Source organism: Pantoea sp. T14 (assembly GCF_036663535.1).
Lineage (GTDB): Bacteria > Pseudomonadota > Gammaproteobacteria > Enterobacterales > Enterobacteriaceae > Pantoea > Pantoea phytostimulans.
Genome location: NZ_JAWUEB010000025.1, coordinates 121,693 through 136,807 on the forward strand (window position 1 = coordinate 121,693; position 15,115 = coordinate 136,807).

Annotated in this window: 19 protein-coding genes; 9 read left to right on the plus strand and 10 right to left on the minus strand. The window is 48.6% G+C overall.

Annotation, left to right across the window (positions count from 1 at the left end; translation table 11 throughout):
* The first annotated feature begins 78 nt into the window (after positions 1-78).
* A complete protein-coding gene (locus SC127_RS13365; RefSeq protein ID WP_215848466.1) occupies positions 79-282 on the plus strand; it encodes a hypothetical protein in 204 nt (67 codons plus the stop codon).
* Between the two features lie 81 nt (positions 283-363).
* Here the strand turns inward: SC127_RS13365 and SC127_RS13370 are convergent, their stop codons facing one another.
* The 3 genes from SC127_RS13370 to SC127_RS13380 form a co-directional block, all read right to left on the minus strand.
* Positions 364-660, minus strand: coding sequence for a hypothetical protein (locus SC127_RS13370; RefSeq protein WP_243079342.1), 297 nt, complete (start codon positions 658-660; stop codon positions 364-366).
* A 70-nt stretch (positions 661-730) separates the two neighbouring features.
* Positions 731-955 carry a hypothetical protein gene (locus SC127_RS13375; RefSeq protein ID WP_215848468.1) on the minus strand — a complete coding sequence of 75 codons (225 nt, stop codon included), beginning with the start codon at positions 953-955 and terminating at the stop codon, positions 731-733.
* A gap of 656 nt (positions 956-1,611) precedes the next feature.
* On the minus strand, positions 1,612-1,749 hold the full coding sequence (locus SC127_RS13380; protein WP_215848469.1) for a hypothetical protein: 138 nt from the start codon (positions 1,747-1,749) through the stop codon (positions 1,612-1,614).
* Positions 1,750-2,116: 367 nt separating this feature from the next.
* Here SC127_RS13380 and SC127_RS13385 point away from each other — a divergent pair, with 367 nt between their 5' ends.
* Together SC127_RS13385 and SC127_RS13390 are read left to right on the plus strand one after the other, a co-directional pair.
* The gene (locus tag SC127_RS13385) at positions 2,117-2,350 is read left to right on the plus strand and encodes a DUF4060 family protein (protein WP_243079341.1); all 234 of its coding nucleotides are present in this window, start codon (positions 2,117-2,119) and stop codon (positions 2,348-2,350) included.
* Positions 2,351-2,436: 86 nt separating this feature from the next.
* Positions 2,437-2,625, plus strand: a complete 189-nt coding sequence (locus SC127_RS13390; RefSeq protein ID WP_243079340.1) for a hypothetical protein — start codon at positions 2,437-2,439, stop codon at positions 2,623-2,625.
* Between the two features lie 148 nt (positions 2,626-2,773).
* Here SC127_RS13390 and SC127_RS13395 read toward each other — a convergent pair whose 3' ends face one another.
* On the minus strand, positions 2,774-3,916 hold the full coding sequence (locus SC127_RS13395) for an MFS transporter (RefSeq protein ID WP_332626889.1): 1,143 nt from the start codon (positions 3,914-3,916) through the stop codon (positions 2,774-2,776).
* 142 nt (positions 3,917-4,058) lie between these two features.
* Here SC127_RS13395 and SC127_RS13400 point away from each other — a divergent pair, with 142 nt between their 5' ends.
* Positions 4,059-4,814, plus strand: a complete 756-nt coding sequence (locus tag SC127_RS13400; RefSeq protein WP_243079338.1) for an IclR family transcriptional regulator — start codon at positions 4,059-4,061, stop codon at positions 4,812-4,814.
* 143 nt (positions 4,815-4,957) lie between these two features.
* Here SC127_RS13400 and SC127_RS13405 read toward each other — a convergent pair whose 3' ends face one another.
* A complete protein-coding gene (locus SC127_RS13405; RefSeq protein WP_215848472.1) occupies positions 4,958-6,007 on the minus strand; it encodes an NAD(P)-dependent alcohol dehydrogenase in 1,050 nt (349 codons plus the stop codon).
* A gap of 114 nt (positions 6,008-6,121) precedes the next feature.
* Here SC127_RS13405 and SC127_RS13410 point away from each other — a divergent pair, with 114 nt between their 5' ends.
* Positions 6,122-6,505, plus strand: coding sequence for a winged helix-turn-helix transcriptional regulator (locus SC127_RS13410; RefSeq protein ID WP_215848473.1), 384 nt, complete (start codon positions 6,122-6,124; stop codon positions 6,503-6,505).
* On the opposite strand, the gene SC127_RS13415 is transcribed toward SC127_RS13410, so the two are convergent.
* The gene (locus SC127_RS13415; protein WP_332626890.1) at positions 6,502-7,329 is read right to left on the minus strand and encodes a helix-turn-helix transcriptional regulator; all 828 of its coding nucleotides are present in this window, start codon (positions 7,327-7,329) and stop codon (positions 6,502-6,504) included. The two genes, SC127_RS13410 and SC127_RS13415, sit on opposite strands and share 4 nt — an antisense overlap.
* A gap of 100 nt (positions 7,330-7,429) precedes the next feature.
* Between SC127_RS13415 and SC127_RS13420 the strand changes: the two genes are divergently transcribed.
* Complete coding sequence (locus SC127_RS13420; protein WP_243079335.1) at positions 7,430-8,314, plus strand: SDR family oxidoreductase; 885 nt, start codon at positions 7,430-7,432, stop codon at positions 8,312-8,314.
* A gap of 80 nt (positions 8,315-8,394) precedes the next feature.
* Here the strand turns inward: SC127_RS13420 and SC127_RS13425 are convergent, their stop codons facing one another.
* Entirely contained in the window at positions 8,395-9,216 is an 822-nt protein-coding gene (locus SC127_RS13425) for a Cof-type HAD-IIB family hydrolase (protein WP_215848476.1), read from the minus strand.
* Between the two features lie 255 nt (positions 9,217-9,471).
* On the opposite strand from SC127_RS13425, the gene SC127_RS13430 reads away from it, so the two are divergent.
* Positions 9,472-10,734 carry a DUF1479 domain-containing protein gene (locus SC127_RS13430; RefSeq protein ID WP_243079334.1) on the plus strand — a complete coding sequence of 421 codons (1,263 nt, stop codon included), beginning with the start codon at positions 9,472-9,474 and terminating at the stop codon, positions 10,732-10,734.
* A gap of 73 nt (positions 10,735-10,807) precedes the next feature.
* Complete coding sequence (locus SC127_RS13435) at positions 10,808-11,563, plus strand: DeoR/GlpR family DNA-binding transcription regulator (RefSeq protein ID WP_243079333.1); 756 nt, start codon at positions 10,808-10,810, stop codon at positions 11,561-11,563.
* Between the two features lie 337 nt (positions 11,564-11,900).
* Here SC127_RS13435 and SC127_RS13440 read toward each other — a convergent pair whose 3' ends face one another.
* The 3 genes from SC127_RS13440 to SC127_RS13450 all read right to left on the minus strand — a co-directional run bounded on the left by SC127_RS13440 (position 11,901) and on the right by SC127_RS13450 (position 14,149).
* Positions 11,901-13,106, minus strand: a complete 1,206-nt coding sequence (locus tag SC127_RS13440; RefSeq protein WP_332626891.1) for a sugar transporter — start codon at positions 13,104-13,106, stop codon at positions 11,901-11,903.
* 288 nt (positions 13,107-13,394) lie between these two features.
* A complete protein-coding gene (locus tag SC127_RS13445; RefSeq protein WP_332626892.1) occupies positions 13,395-13,685 on the minus strand; it encodes a helix-turn-helix domain-containing protein in 291 nt (96 codons plus the stop codon).
* 119 nt (positions 13,686-13,804) lie between these two features.
* The gene (locus SC127_RS13450) at positions 13,805-14,149 is read right to left on the minus strand and encodes a beta-galactosidase (RefSeq protein WP_332626893.1); all 345 of its coding nucleotides are present in this window, start codon (positions 14,147-14,149) and stop codon (positions 13,805-13,807) included.
* Positions 14,150-14,472: 323 nt separating this feature from the next.
* Between SC127_RS13450 and SC127_RS13455 the strand changes: the two genes are divergently transcribed.
* Entirely contained in the window at positions 14,473-14,805 is a 333-nt protein-coding gene (locus tag SC127_RS13455; RefSeq protein WP_243079329.1) for a gamma-glutamylcyclotransferase family protein, read from the plus strand.
* The last annotated feature ends 310 nt before the right edge of the window (positions 14,806-15,115 follow it).

A 15,115-nucleotide genomic window follows, 5' to 3' on the forward strand; every position in this document is an offset into this window, starting at 1 on the left:
TGCCATTGGTCTTTGTCTGAATGCGTGTGCTGAAAACCCAGGCTACGCTCAATGGATACCGAGACAGAGGAGAAACTCATGAAATTTGATAATCAAGATGCGTTTGAACTTACGATGGCATTCATGAACCGCAAAGAGAACATTTCTAGTGCCACAGGTTATTTCAAATCATTCGTTGAAACCTACCAAAAATTTGATCGATGGTTAACGTCGCCCGATCCGATAAAAGCATTAGCGGATGAAAAAACAGCGGCAAAGGCCAAAGAAGAGACGCTGTTCTAGGTCTTGGTTCCTGTTATTTGTTTCAGGTAATGATTGAGTCGTGCAGTTACGCGAAACGCTTAATGCACGGCTAATCTCACACTAACTTTTACTGAGAGAATAGCTGAAGACTTTGCCGTTTTTCATCTGCACTGTCAGCGTTTTCCCTTCGGTAGTATCCATTGCTCTGGCTTCGCTGTAAGTCCATTTCAGAAGTTGTTGTCCATCAGGATAAGGCGTTTCTGCATTGGGTTGGCCGAACAACGCAATCAACTCTGGTTTAGTCGTCACCCCTTTTTGGATTTTCTGAAAGCCGGCGTTATCAATATTTCGCCCAACAGAGTTAGAGCAACCGCAGAGCAACAGAATGATGCCAGCAACGACTAAGGCTTTGTTCACACTCTGATTCCTGTAAGAAAGTCTGACTCGGGTCTTAACGAATAAAAAAACCGCCCGTAGGCGGCTCTCTTTATTTTGTTTCTTCTAGCTCAAGCGCATCCTGAATAGCATCCGCAAGGTTTGCAATTTCATTCGCTACAGCCTGTAAATCCCAGGCTGCTTTAGAACCGTTAGCGGATGTTGCTGCACTGACAGATTTTTCCGCTACCGCTAACGCAGCCGCTACGGCGACCGTACGCTTGTGCTGCTCTTGCGTAACGCCTGCTGATGGCAGTCCAAAATAATCGTTAACCATTGCCTTTCCCTTTTTAATCCTTTGAAGCTACACCTTAACTTTTGAGCCCTGCTTCGTGAAGCTAATTATTGCGTTTGTTTAGCACATCAGACAAATCTCTCAGGCGCTTCGTCTGTATTCTGTACCAGTGCATACCTTCACCCATAAAAAAACCGCCCTTAGGCGGTGAAAATTATTAAGCTTTTTATATTCAGTTATTTAACTGAATCTGGCAGTTCTGTTTTTGTATAGTTATACAGTTTTCCGTTGCAATGCAAAGGCCCAACCCGACCGGCTTCTAGTAGCATTTGCTCAAGGACATTTTCAAAGACGGATGTACCATGATGGGCGCGCAAAATGCACATCTGTCTTAAAACTGATTCTTTCGGCATATTACCGCGCAATGCGGACGTGAGCATTAAAGATGCCCACCTTCTGACTTCAGGGTCTGTAAGCACAATTACCTCCTTCATCCGATGTGGGTAACATGTAGTTTAGCCAGGTTACATTTATCACGCTAAGTAATTATCAGAAGTGTGAGCTAAGCGGAATCTTTACTACAAGCGTCGCTTTACTTCGCTCGCTAAGCGGGATCTTAATCGACGATCAAACGCTGAAAAATGGCTGAAGAAACATTGTTTAAGTGAAAGAGCCGCCCGAAGACGGCTCAGCTGAACTTAACGTTCGGGAAGGTCATCCTCAGGAAACTCAGAGTCTTCCGGCGCTTCTTCATCATCACCGGGTATATAGTCGTCGTCGCCAGGAACCTGATTACCTCCAGGAAGCGGGTCAATATCATCGGGTCTTTCTGACATATATTCCTCCTGTTACCCATGTGGGTAAAAGAAGTTTAGCTTCAGGATAAACGGTCTATTTAAGGAAATTGCTGACTTGTGATTCAAGCGTAAATCTGCAAAATTTTAAGCAGCATCCGCTTGGCTCTATAGCGATCTTACGTTCTCTGCCTCATTAATTTCAGGTACTGATCGCGCGCCTTAGGGCTTAACATTTTGCTCAATCTGGCACGCTTTTTTATGCCGTCATTGCGTTGTCATAAAACACGTGCAACGTTTTACACTATTATAATGTTGTTGTTAGCAGTCAGATGTTCAGTGTTTATAAACCCCGTCGCAGCAAGCTCTCCGTACAGCTTGCATTCTGGTAAAGCATTTGAGGAACTGAATGAAGCAAATCATCCGCGGTGATAAAGAACCTTCCCATATTCTTGCAGCAACTCGAGCGCTAGAAGCGCACTACTCCCGCTACGGAGAAGGCAATAAGTATCATCCTGTCATCTATTCCATCGCCTACCGGGCCAAATATTATCAGATAGAGGTTATAACCCGACGTGAAACGATGGTTGCTTCCGTGATCACGGGCGTGCGTAAGCTTACACATCTCTCTGGCGCTGCCTGAGATCGTGTTAAAGAGCGCTGGCTCAACTTGAGCTCTCGCCGATTTAACGCTAAAGATAGACGTATCGGTTTTAAAAGAGGGACAGCATGATGCAGAAAAAGAAATGGTTCGTTTCCTATGCGGTAAAACCCAAAGAGCAGGAAACAAAAACATTCCATACCTTCATCGAGGGCCTGGATGTTGAGGAAGAGTTGGAAAAGCACATCTTTGAAATCAAAGAGTTGATGGAACTGGAAACAGAAGAAATCACCGTAATTTCTGTTAGCTTGGTTTAATGTGATTAGCCGTTCAGTTGGACGTTTTTGTCAGCCAGCCAATTCAGGCTAACGAAACCTTCCCTGGCGAAGAAAGGCGACCTTTGCTCAGGGTCGCCTTTTTAATGTCATCCGCAGATTTATTCTATCTACCCATAGTGATTAAACATCAGGTGGATGGCATGTTTTCGCTGCGTTGTTTACGTTGGGTAAACCAGATAAATGCGCATGAAAGCCCGGCTAGCAACGCAGCGCCAGAGAATATCCATGAAACATTGCCGGGAATGAACACCATGAATGAAGACAAAAACTGCCCAGAAAATATCGCCATGGCAAGATAAGCCAGGTTTCGTCCGCGCACCGCTTCTTCGCTGTGATCCACCGTCATATGGTTTACCAAGGGAATTGACAAGCCGAATCCGCATCCGAGCAAAACACCCCCAAGCATGAAAATAGGCAACGCCGCAGCGAATGAAAACATCAAATGTGCGGCAAGGTAACAAACAAAAGCGATGATCAGCGTACGATGGCCACCAAGTTGTTTCATAACTTCAGGCATGACCGCAGCGGCAATCACCGCAATCAGTGAAATGAAAGAGAGGAAATAGCCCGTTTCAGCTGCGCCAATACCCTGTTGATGGAAATATTCTGGAATCAAAATGATCGCAGTGAAAAAACTCACCATGGATAACAGCGCAGCCATATAAACCGGTTTAAGCACCCCTGAAACGGGGGTTTTGGCGACCTCACTTTTCTGAGGCGCAACAGGATGCGGCACGAAACGCAGCTGCATCAGCAGCAATACCCAGCCCATCAAATAGAGCAAAAAGGGCCAACGCCAGCTCAGTGTTGCAAGAATGCCGCCGATAAACAGAAAAATGACTCCGCCGAGTTCAATCGACATGCCCTGACGGGCAATCATTTTCAAGCGAGCATCGTCTTGATAGAAGCTGGAAATTAAGCCCGTACCTGCCGACATGACAATGGCAGTCGCGCCGCCAAGCAGCAAGCGATCAAGCATAATGGCATAAAAACCATGAAGGAAAACGCCACCTGCGCCCAATACACCATACAAAAATAGGCCCCACGCTAAACTGTGCCAGGCGCCGAAGCGATCGATCAGGCGGCCAGCCAAGGGGCCAAATACCACAACACCAAGAGAAGGTACCGTAACTAACCAACTGGCGGCATGACTTACGCCTAATGCGGGCGCGATTTCACTTAATCCAGGGACAATGACGCAACCCACCATAATAGTAAGGCATGCCACGCCGAGTAACGTAAACGCCCCTGCATTTCGAAGTTCAACCACAGAATCACCCTTGCCATTTATCCGCATATTGGTTTGTTTATCCATTATACGGATAGCGTGCACAATGACGAGTGTTGCCGCTGAATAAAACATTCATGGTATATTCTCCGCCTGCTGTAGGCGAAACGGTAAGGAGAGCGGAATGCGTGAAGCAAACGAAAATCAGGGTTCACAGGTGATTATACGTGCGGCTCAGATTCTGCGTGCGCTTGAAAACCAACCGCTAGGGTTATCGATTACTGCGTTAGCAAAAGAGACGGGATTGCCACGCACGACAGTGCATCGCTTGGTGATGTCGCTGGAATCTCAACAACTTCTGATCAACGGCGTTAACGGTGTGCAGCTGGGCCCGGCTTTAGCTCGCCTCGCGGCTTCTGCCCATACCGATCTCGTGACCCTCTCTCGCCCCGCTATGGAAATGTTAAGCCGGCGTACCCATGAAACAGTTAATCTCAGTGTTTATCGCGGCATGCATGTCGTGTTGGTCAGTCAGTATGCTTCGGATCAAGAGCTACGGGTGATCTCTCCATTGGGAACAGCGTTTCCTTGCCATTCCTCTGCCCATGGCAAGGCACTTTGGGCTTCTCAACCACCAGCCAATATCGATACATTCCTTAAATCAGGTCTGGACGCACGAACTAAAAGTACAATCACTCACAAACAGGCGTTACTAACGGAACTGGAAACAGTACGCAATGCAGGGTTTGCCATCGATCGCGAAGAGCACGCACGCGGGGTATGCGCCATTGGCGTGGTATTGAATACGCATCTCAGCGAACAATATGCACTTTCTATTGCTGTCCCAGCCCTGCGCTTTGAAGAGAAATATGATTCTCTTTTATCGATGTTGATGCAGTGCAAAGCAGAGATTGAAACTTTGCTTGATGCCGCAAATTGAGCCTGCCAGACGGAACAGTATGCCGAAATCAATGTTTTCACCTGTTACGAGGACGCGTAAAAGGATGTTGTAACTATGGACTAAAAAGATTTGATGATGTCACTGTCTGGTAATGACCTGCCATAACAGCAGGCCTTTAATTATCACCAGCGGGTTTTTTGCATATCAATAACGAAGCGATATTTCACATCACTCTTTAACATGCGTGCAAACGCAGCTTCAGTTTCATCACCCTTAATCATTTCGACATCGGCGGTAATGTTGTGTTGCCCACAGAAATCCAACATCTCCTGCGTCTCACGAATGCTGCCGATCGAGGTGCCGGTAATGCTTAAGCGACGAAAGACCATCGGCGTCACGTTGGGTGATGGATGCGGCTGATCGGGAATCCCTACCAACACCAGATGACCATTGGTTTTTAGCGTGGCGAGATAAGGATCGAGGTCGTGAGGCGCTGCGACACAATCCAAAATGATATCCAGCGAAGTTTGGCACGCTGCCATTTGTTCAGCATCACGTGAAACCACAACGCGTTTTGCGCCCAAGCGCAGAGCATCTTCACCTTTGTTCGGCGAAGTGGTGAACAAGGTAACTTCCGCGCCCAATGCGCTAGCCAGCTTAACCGCCATATGACCCAAGCCGCCTAAACCAATCACACCCACGCGATCACCGGCTTTTACATTGAAGTGGCGCAGCGGCGACCAAACGGTAACGCCCGCGCACAACAGCGGCGCAACCGCGTTTAATGGCAAGTTATCTGGAATAGAAACGACGAAACGATGATCGGCCACCACATGCTGTGCATAACCGCCAAATGTCGTGCCGCCAGTATATTTATCGGTACCGTTATAGGTTGGTGTGAAGCCTTCAGCACAGTATTGCTCTTCCTGCTGCTGACAGAAATGGCAGTTGCCGCAAGAATCGACCATGACGCCAACGCCGACAATGTCACCCGTGTTGAAGTTAGCGACGCTCTCACCCGTTTCCACGATGCGTCCCACGATTTCATGTCCCGGAACCAACGGATAGCGGCTTACGCCCCACTCGTTACGGGCCATATGCAAGTCAGAATGACACACGCCGCAATAGAGAATTTCAATCTTAACGTCATCAGCTTGCATGTCGCGCAGTTCAACTTGACCCGCTTTTAGTGGCTGTGATGCATCATCGGCAATCAGTGCATTAATTTTCATTGTGGCCTCCTGAATCTCTGCCGTTTTGGCAGAAAAGAAAGCGACACACTATAGACATGTGGCTCCCAAGTTGATAGTAGTTACCTTTTAGTTACCGTCTATTAAGGAGAGGATATGCCTGCCTGGATCGAAGGGAAATTATGCTTTTTTGCCGATTCGCCACCGCGTAGATTGCTTGAACTGTTCGCAGTGAAATGGAGCACCATGGTGTTGCATGCGCTCTATCACTGGCCGAAAAATTGCGCGCGTACCGGCGAGCTTGAGCGAAGCCTGCAGGGCATTTCAAAAAAGATGCTGATTCAAACCTTACGTGAGCTTGAGCAGCGCGGATTAGTTTCGCGTTATGTGTATGAAGTGGTTCCACCCAAAGTGGAATACAGTTTGACGCCGTTAGGAAAAACGTTCGCCGAGCCCATTGAGGTGATGTATCAATGGGGGCTTGATAATCAGGCGGCGCTGGATGAAATGGAAGCGAATGCTCGCACCGCGAAGCATTAAGCTGATTTACGGGCCATCAGGCGCGCAAGCTTGTCACGATCGACGTCACTGGCAGGATTGAATACCACCAGACTCAAGCCGGGTTTACCCTCAACGGTAAAAGTACTGTATTCAAGATCAATCAAGCCCTCCTCAGCGATGAAAAGTTGTTTAAAGCCTTCGCCGTAATGACTGACATCTTGCGATTGCCACATTTCAGAGAAGGTGGGGCTGAGCGATGAGAGTTCTTCGATGAGCGCCTGAGCATGCGAACTGGCACCGGTGCGAGTGATATCGGCACGAAAGTTTGCCACTAAACGACGGGCCGCCGCTTCCCAGTTAGGCAGTGCAAGACGTTTCTTTGCCTCATCTTTAAACAACATTTTCATTACGTTGCGCTGTTCCGGTGGCAATGCGGCGTAATCGACAAAGAGTGTTGCAGCAGATCGGTTCCAGGCAACGACCTGCCATTCGGCGGTTTTAACCAATGCCGGCGTCATCGTCATGCTGTCCAAAACGCGTTGAAGTTGTGGGGAAACGCAGATACCACTCTGATATTCGACGCCAGGCAATCTATTTTGCGCCAGCAAAAACAGATGTTCGCGTTCGGCGGCTGACAGATCCAGCGCCTGAGCCAGACGCTCTAAAACCTCTGTCGAGGGTGCGCCACCACGGCCTTGCTCCAGCCAGGTATACCAGGTTGCGCTTACGCAGGCCCGCATCGCAACCTCTTCTCGCCGCAAGCCTGGCGTGCGACGACGTTGCATTGAATAACCCAGTTGTGCGGCATCCAGACGAGTTCGTCGGTCACGTAGGAAATTCCCAAATCGGTTATCTTCGCTCATCACGCATCCTGTTAGTTTCAATACCGGTATAACGTCACGACTTTTCGCATTTTATTGACGCTCTATCATAGGTTAACACCAAACCCTGAGGAGCAGGATTATGCGAATTTTTGTGACGGGCGCGAGCGGTTTTATCGGTTCAGCCGTAGTCGACACGTTATTAAAACGCGGCCATCACGTCGTGGGTTTAGCCCGCAGTGATGCGGCCGCTGAGCAACTCAACGCGCTGGGTGCCGAAGTGACGCGTGGCTCGCTAGAAGATATCGCGAGTTTGCAGTCAGCCGCTGAACAGGCTGATGGCGTTATCCATACAGCATTCATACATGATTTCAGCCGCTTTCAGCATTCTGTTGAGGTCGATCAACGGGCGATCAATGGATTAGGCGATGCGCTGGCAGGCAGCAACAAACCCTTGATTGTGACATCCGGCACCATGTTATTGCCGCTTAACCATCTGGCGACTGAACAGAGCCCTACTGAAATGGGACGCAACCCGCGCGCGATGTCCGATATGGCCGCGCTGGCATTGGTCGGACGCGGGATCCGCAGCGCATTGGTGCGGCTACCGCCAACCGTTCATGGCGCGGGCGATCATGGTTTCATCCCGATGCTAATTGCGCTGGCGAAGCAAAACGGTGTTGTTGTCTATATCGACGAGGGCGAGAACCTTTGGCCGGCGGTTCACCGCTACGATGCGGCAAAACTGTTTTGTTTGGCGGTGGAGCACGCGGCGGCGGGCACATCACTGCATGCTGTTCAGGAACAGGGCATTTCTTTCAAACAGATAGCAGAAGTGATTGGAACCGGACTTAACCTGCCCGTAAAGTCAGTGACGCTGGAGGAAGCACCGCATTATCTTAGTTGGATGACACACTTTGTGGCGGCCAATAACCCCACCTCAAGTCGCTGGACGCAAGAAACGTTGGGTTGGCTACCTTCAGGACCGGATCTGCTCAGCGACTTACGCAACACAGATTATTTTTGATTGTTATAAAGGCATGTATTGTCAGTGTTAAACAGCAAAAGGGCCGCATCTGCGGCCTTTTTGCTGTGTGGTTAACGCCGTTAATCAAATGGGAATTCACGCGCCAAAACGCGAGAAATAACGTTCAATGCACCTTCATCATTATTGTTTTCCGTTTTGTAACGGGCCACAGCGCTGACCGAGTCCACCGCATTTGCCATCGCAAAGCTAAAATAAGCCTGACGCAACATCTCGATGTCATTCGCGCTATCGCCAATAGCCAGAACTTCGCAATCGCTGATGCCCCATTTTTCTTGCAGCAAGGCGATACCGTGCGCTTTATGGCAACCCGGAATAATTAAATCGATAAAACCAAAGCCGCTGGAAACGGGATGCATGATGTTTTCAACTTCGCCGAGTTGCGTATGTAGGCGTTCCAGCAGTGCATCAACGCCTTCGTGGGCAAGATTGAGCGAGAATTTAAAAATGGTGTCATCAATGTCGTAAAGATCGTCGCGCTTTTCCAGTCGATAGTAGTGATTCGTCAACATGGCAACGACGTCATCCGATATCGATGAATGCACATAGGCTCCTTTTTTACCGCATACGACGGTGCTGATTTCAGGCTCTTTCGCCAAAATATCTAACACCTGATGCACTTTTTCTTTGGCTAACTCACCGCAAAAGATCTCTTCATTGCTGTCAGAAACCCACGCGCCATTTTCAGCAACAAAGGCGATTTCATCTTTGAGTTCGGGAAAATAGCGCTGCAATTGATAATATTGATTACCACTGGCTACAACAAAACGGATGCCCTTCTCTTTCAATAACGCATATTGGCGCGAAAACCGTTGGACGTTGTACTGCTTGTTTTCATCCAAAAACGTACCATCCATATCAACTGCAATCATTTTTACTGCCATTTCGCCCACCCCTTTGCTGACGCCGTGTTGTCCTTTCGGCTTGTTAACGTGATGCCTAAAGCTTAATCGCTGTGTGGATTAATGAGAATTCAAATAATGAGTTTGTGAAGCGGTTTAGGAGCGTTCCTTAATGAATCCTGTGTTATCGCTCACGCTTTTTGTCGTTGCATTAATGTTAATCTCGCCTCTATTATTACGAACGAAGACTACAAAACTTACGTTCGAAACTCAACCCTGTATCTGGCGGAGCGATATATGACAGTAAAATCACAGGCAACACCTTTACCTCAAGATATCAAAATGGCCATTCGACAACTGAAGCAGCAGCTCCGCCAGCAAATTGGCGACGTTGATGCGCTGTTTGCCAAGATTTGCAGCCGTATTGAAAAGTCGATTGAAGACGCAAAAGCGGATGAATTAAAAACCGGTAGTGCCTGGCCGAGCATCACGTTGCAGCAAATCGCAAACAATACGGTTTCGAATGAAACCCGCGATCATATCAAACAGCGCGGCTGTTTAGTGGTGAAACAGCAGTTTTCTCGTGAGCAGGCGCTCGCCTGGGACAAGTCGATGCTCGACTATCTGGACGCCAATGATTTTGACAAACAGTATCGTGGCCCCGGCGATAACTTTTTCGGGAGCCTTGATGCTTCACGTCCAGAAATCTACCCGATTTACTGGTCTCAGGCGCAGATGCAGGCGCGACAAAGCGATGCGATGAATCAGGTTCAGTCGTTTCTTAATCGCTTATGGAGATTCGAATCCGAGGGCAAACAATGGTTTGATCCCGATGTGAGCGTTATTTATCCCGATCGCATTCGCCGACGTTTGCCTGGCACCACCTCCAAAGGATTAGGTGCGCACACCGATTCCGGTGCGCTGGAACGCTGGTTGCTTCCCGCCTATCAAAAAGTTTTTGCCTCTGTTTTCAGTGGCGATATTGATGCTTACGATCCCTGGAATGCGGCTTATCGTACCGAAGTGAACGAGTACGATGTGCCGGATACCACGAAATGCTCGGTGTTCCGTACTTTCCAGGGTTGGACAGCGTTATCCGATATGATTCCAGGTCAAGGCTTGCTGCATGTGGTTCCCGTGCCAGAAGCTATGGCATACGTGCTGCTGCGGCCACTTCTGTCTGATGTTCCTGATGATGAACTGTGCGGCGTTGCGCCGGGCAAAGTCCTGCCCATCAGTGAGAAATGGCATCCACATCTGATAAAAGGATTGAGTTCCATTCCAGCGCTTGAAGCGGGTGATTCCGTATGGTGGCATTGCGATGTCATTCACTCAGTGGCACCGGTGGAAAATCAGCAAGGTTGGGGCAATGTGATGTATATACCCGCTGCGCCGCTGTGTGAAAAGAATCTGGCTTATGCACATTTGGTGGCGAAAGCGCTGGAGCAAGGCCGCTCACCGGGAGACTTCCCGCCAGAGAATTATGAAGCTGAATGGAAAGATCGTTTCACGCTGGCAGATTTAAACCTCAACGGCAAACGTGCGCTGGGCTTAGCCTGATGACGATCCGCGTCGCCAGGCGGCGCGGATTCTCTGTTAAACTGTGCCCCTTATTTTCTAGCGAATAGCCGACATGAACGCACGTCATCAACAGATTATTCAATTGGTTAACACGCGAGGCAGTATCGCCGTCAGTGAGCTGGCGCAGATCACCGGTGTTTCTGAAGTCACGGTACGTCAGGATCTCAACATGCTGGAGCGCGACCAGTTTCTTCGTCGCGTTCACGGGTCGGCCCTTGCGCTGGACAGCGATGACGTAGGCATGCGCATGAATACGCGTTACGGCATCAAGCAGGCGATTGCCAGCCACGCCGCCAGCCTGATCAACGAAGGTGAATCGGTTTTTATCGAAGGTGGCAGCACCAATGCTTTGCTGGCACGCACATTATCCGATCGTCGCGATGTTACCGTTATTACTGTCAGCCACTACATTGCTCACTTACTCAAAGAGGCGGCTTGTGAAGTGATTGTATTGGGTGGCATGTTGCAGAAAAGCAGTGAATCGATGGTCGGCCCGCTGACGCGTTACTGCGTACAGCAGGTTCATTTCCATAAAGCCTTTGTCGGTGTTGATGGCTGGCATGCTGAAACCGGCTTCACAGGCCGTAATATGCTGCGCTGCGACGTCGTTGATGCCGTGCTGGCGAAGGGTGTTGAAACGTTCGTTCTGACCGACTCTTCCAAGTTTGGGCAAATCCATCCTTACCCACTGTCGCCGGGTTTTCAGGTTCGTCGGGTGATAACCGACAGCGCCCTTCATCCCACCCTCCTGACACAACTTCAGGAACAGAACGTGGCGGTTATTCAGGTTAATGAGAAGGTCGTCTGAAATGTGGGTGCTGTAACCTTGCCCCTGTTTTAGGTGTAATGTATGGGTGAACAGAGAGAAGATTCCGTTCGCCCTCATCAACACGTTTTTTAATACATAAACCCTGCGTGCTAAAAACAAGGCCGCCCCTTGCCATTCTGGGACAAATTAAATCGTGTATTTAGTCAATAATAACAGCGCTGAAAGGGATTTAATTTGGGAATTAAACGCGTAAAGCAGGAAAGTTTTATAACTAATAAAAGCTAAAAAGTAACTAACGTATATTACAGGCCGCGAAGGTTATTTTAATTAAATAAGCCGGTATTCTTTGCAGAATTACCGGCTCTCTTCAACACGATTACGCGACCAAATCTTGTTCTTGCTGACGCGCCCTGCCAGGCCATTTTTTGAATGCGACTATTGCAATCAACATCGCTGACAAGCCAAACAGCGCCCCAACATAACCCACTGAGGAGAGTGAAAGATCAATGCTGACGGTTTGACCAACCAGCGCACCTAAGCCAATACCAATGTTGAAAATACCTGAGAACATTGCCATACCGATGTCGGTGGCTTCTGGGGCCAGCGTCAATACTTTCATCTGCATTCCCATACCGATGATCATGAATGCAATGCCCCAAAGCGCACAGATAGCGATCAAACCGCTCATGCTGTGGGCAACGCTTACCATTGTCATCAAACACAGGGTGAGTAGAGCTATCGCGCCAATCAGCAGGTTCGACAGATGTTTTTCACCATATTTGCTGAAAATAATGCTGCCACTGATCCCAGCCACACCGAAGATAAGCAGCAGCAGAGTGGCGAAGTTATGGCTCATTCCTGCCACTTGTTGCACAAACGGCTCGATATAGGTAAACGCGCTGAAATGCGCCGTCACAACGATGACCGCCAACGCATACAGGCTTAACAGCGCTGGATTCGTCAGTAATCCCGGCAGGCTTTTCAGTGATCCACTCTGTTCAGAGGTGACACGCGGCATAATTTTGATAATCATCGCCAACAGAATCATGGCGGCAACACCAATAACTAAAAAGGTGACGCGCCAGCCAAAACTTTGCCCAATGATACGGCCAAGTGGCAAGCCCAGCACGGATGCCAACGCCGTTGCCGTTGCCAATAAACCCAACGCCTGAGCGCGCTTCCCTGCAGGAGCAAGGCGAATAGCCAGCGAAGCTGTAATGGACCAGAACAGCGCATGTGCAAGCGCCACGCCAGCGCGGCTCACCAGCAAAACGTCAAAATTCCAGGCGAAAAATGAGAGCAGATGGCTGCCCGCAAACAAACTGAACAGGCTCAGCAGCAGCACGCGCCGATCAATTTTGCTGGTCATCAACATGAGTGGCAGCGACATAAGCGCCACTATCCAGGCATAAATTGTCAGCATGACGCCTGCCTTCGCACTCTCCATGCCAAAGCTCAATCCAATATCGGATAAAAGCCCAACAGGAATATATTCTGTGGTGTTAAAAATGAATGCTGCAACGGCAAGTGTTAAAACACGCAGCCATGCAACTTTACGGGACACCGTTTGCAAGTCAGACATAATTAATCAACCCTGAAACCTGAAATAAGAAAGCGCGCAATGGTAATGGCGCGAGCTTCCTTCATTCAAGCTTAATGTGATCAATGTCGCATTTTTCGCAAATCTGGCGCGTTGGGATTAGATATATTCAGCCATATGATTAGTATTCTCTATCCGAATCAAAATAAGTCTTATCATAAAAAATAAATGAGCCGTTTTTTATTCTTGATATCGATATAATTTTTAATTGGGATTATTAAATAATATAAGCTTCCTTTCATCTCATTTCACATCGCATTAACAGAACCCCTAAGCACGGCTACATTTCTCCTGTTTTTTCCGATACTCGCGTGGGCTAACGCCCATGTGGTGGCGGAATATGCGCGAGAAATAGAGCGGATCGTTATAGCCCACGGTCAGGGCGACCTGCGTTATCGCAAAGTTGGTTTTTTGCAGCAGCTCGCAGGCACGGGCGACACGCTGTTTTTCGCGCCAGGCCGATATCGTTTGGCCCGTCTCTTTCTTAAACAGGTGCGCTAAACGCGAAGGTGAAAGGCAGGCGAGTCGAGCCAACTGGTCGATATGGGTTTCTTGCGTCATGTGCTCATTAAGAAACTGACAGAGTTTTTTAATACGCGGATCGATTCTGGGTTGCCGAAAGTCTGGCTGAGCGCGAAAGCACTCCAGAATCACCTTTTCGACAGCGTTCATTGCTAGCGCTACGCGATTTCCGCGCCAGTAAGGCGTGATTGCCCGGGCTGATAGACATTTACACCGGTCACATCCAGCAGGCGTGACGTGGTGACGTGGTCAACTTCAGCGCGCAGGCCAAATGACCCGTTGCGCCAGACAAAATCGAAGTTGTGAGTGATAAATTGCGACACTAAACGATACTGTTTCACCAACTCGACCTGCCACACCTGACGAATAATACGTTCAGCGTAATAGCGATAAACCGGGCTAGCGATATCCCTTTTTTGTCTTGGCCCATATTTATTCTGGCCCTGCGGTGGCGTCATCACTTCTGGATAACGTTTTGCCAGCCAGCCAGGCAGGCACGGCATAGGTGGGTGTACCGATAATCACGCTAATGTCGTCTGCATGCATGTGATCAAGAAGCGTTATTACCGACGAAAACTCAAACTCATAACCACGGTTAAGCCGATTGACCCACGCTTGGGCGCCTTTAGCGCGCGCTGTAATGAGATAACGCGCAGGTTATATCCCCCTTTTATCTCGGTTTGCTGTGTATCGATTTATGCCGGGAACGCTTTGCACTGATTAAAATAATTTGGCATATTTTTTGACCCGGTGATGAGTCTGATAGCGTTACCGGACAACGCCAACGTGAGTTTTATTTTTTTATTTAGGGAATGCTTGAAGGAAAATGAAGAAATTATTTGTCTACGGCACATTATGTCCGGGCCGCTCTAATGCACATATTCTGGAAAATATTGGCGGTGAATGGCAACAAGGTTATGTAACGGGGACCTTTTATGAGCGGGGCTGGGGAGCAGCAGCAGACTTCCCAGGCGTTGTGCTGGATAAGAACGGCCAACGCGTCAATGGTTACCTTTTTTTCTCTGACAAGCTTGAGCCGCATTGGCCGATGCTGGATGAATTCGAAGAGGGTTATGATCGCGTTGAAGTGAGTGTCACAACAGCAGCAGATCAACAGGTTACGGCTTGGGTATATCAACTTCAGCCACAAATCAGCTGATAATCTACTGAACTGGCCCTTCCAAACCAGCGCGGCCTCACTGACATTTTCGTTGTTTCGCTGGTTCCACTCATCACCTCATCCGCGTATTTAATCCTCTCTGTAACTGTTTCTGAAACCCCCGACTTGTAAACAGATGAAAATATTCTCCTGAAACATTAATTCAAATGTGGCTGAAGTTTTCATAAGCAATTAATTAGCAGCAAAAGCTAAAACAGATAACACAAAAGGGTATTTGATAACATCCATCACAACTTGTTAACAAGGTTCGTGATTATCAACGTTGTCGAAGTTGATCAGCGCTAACAGT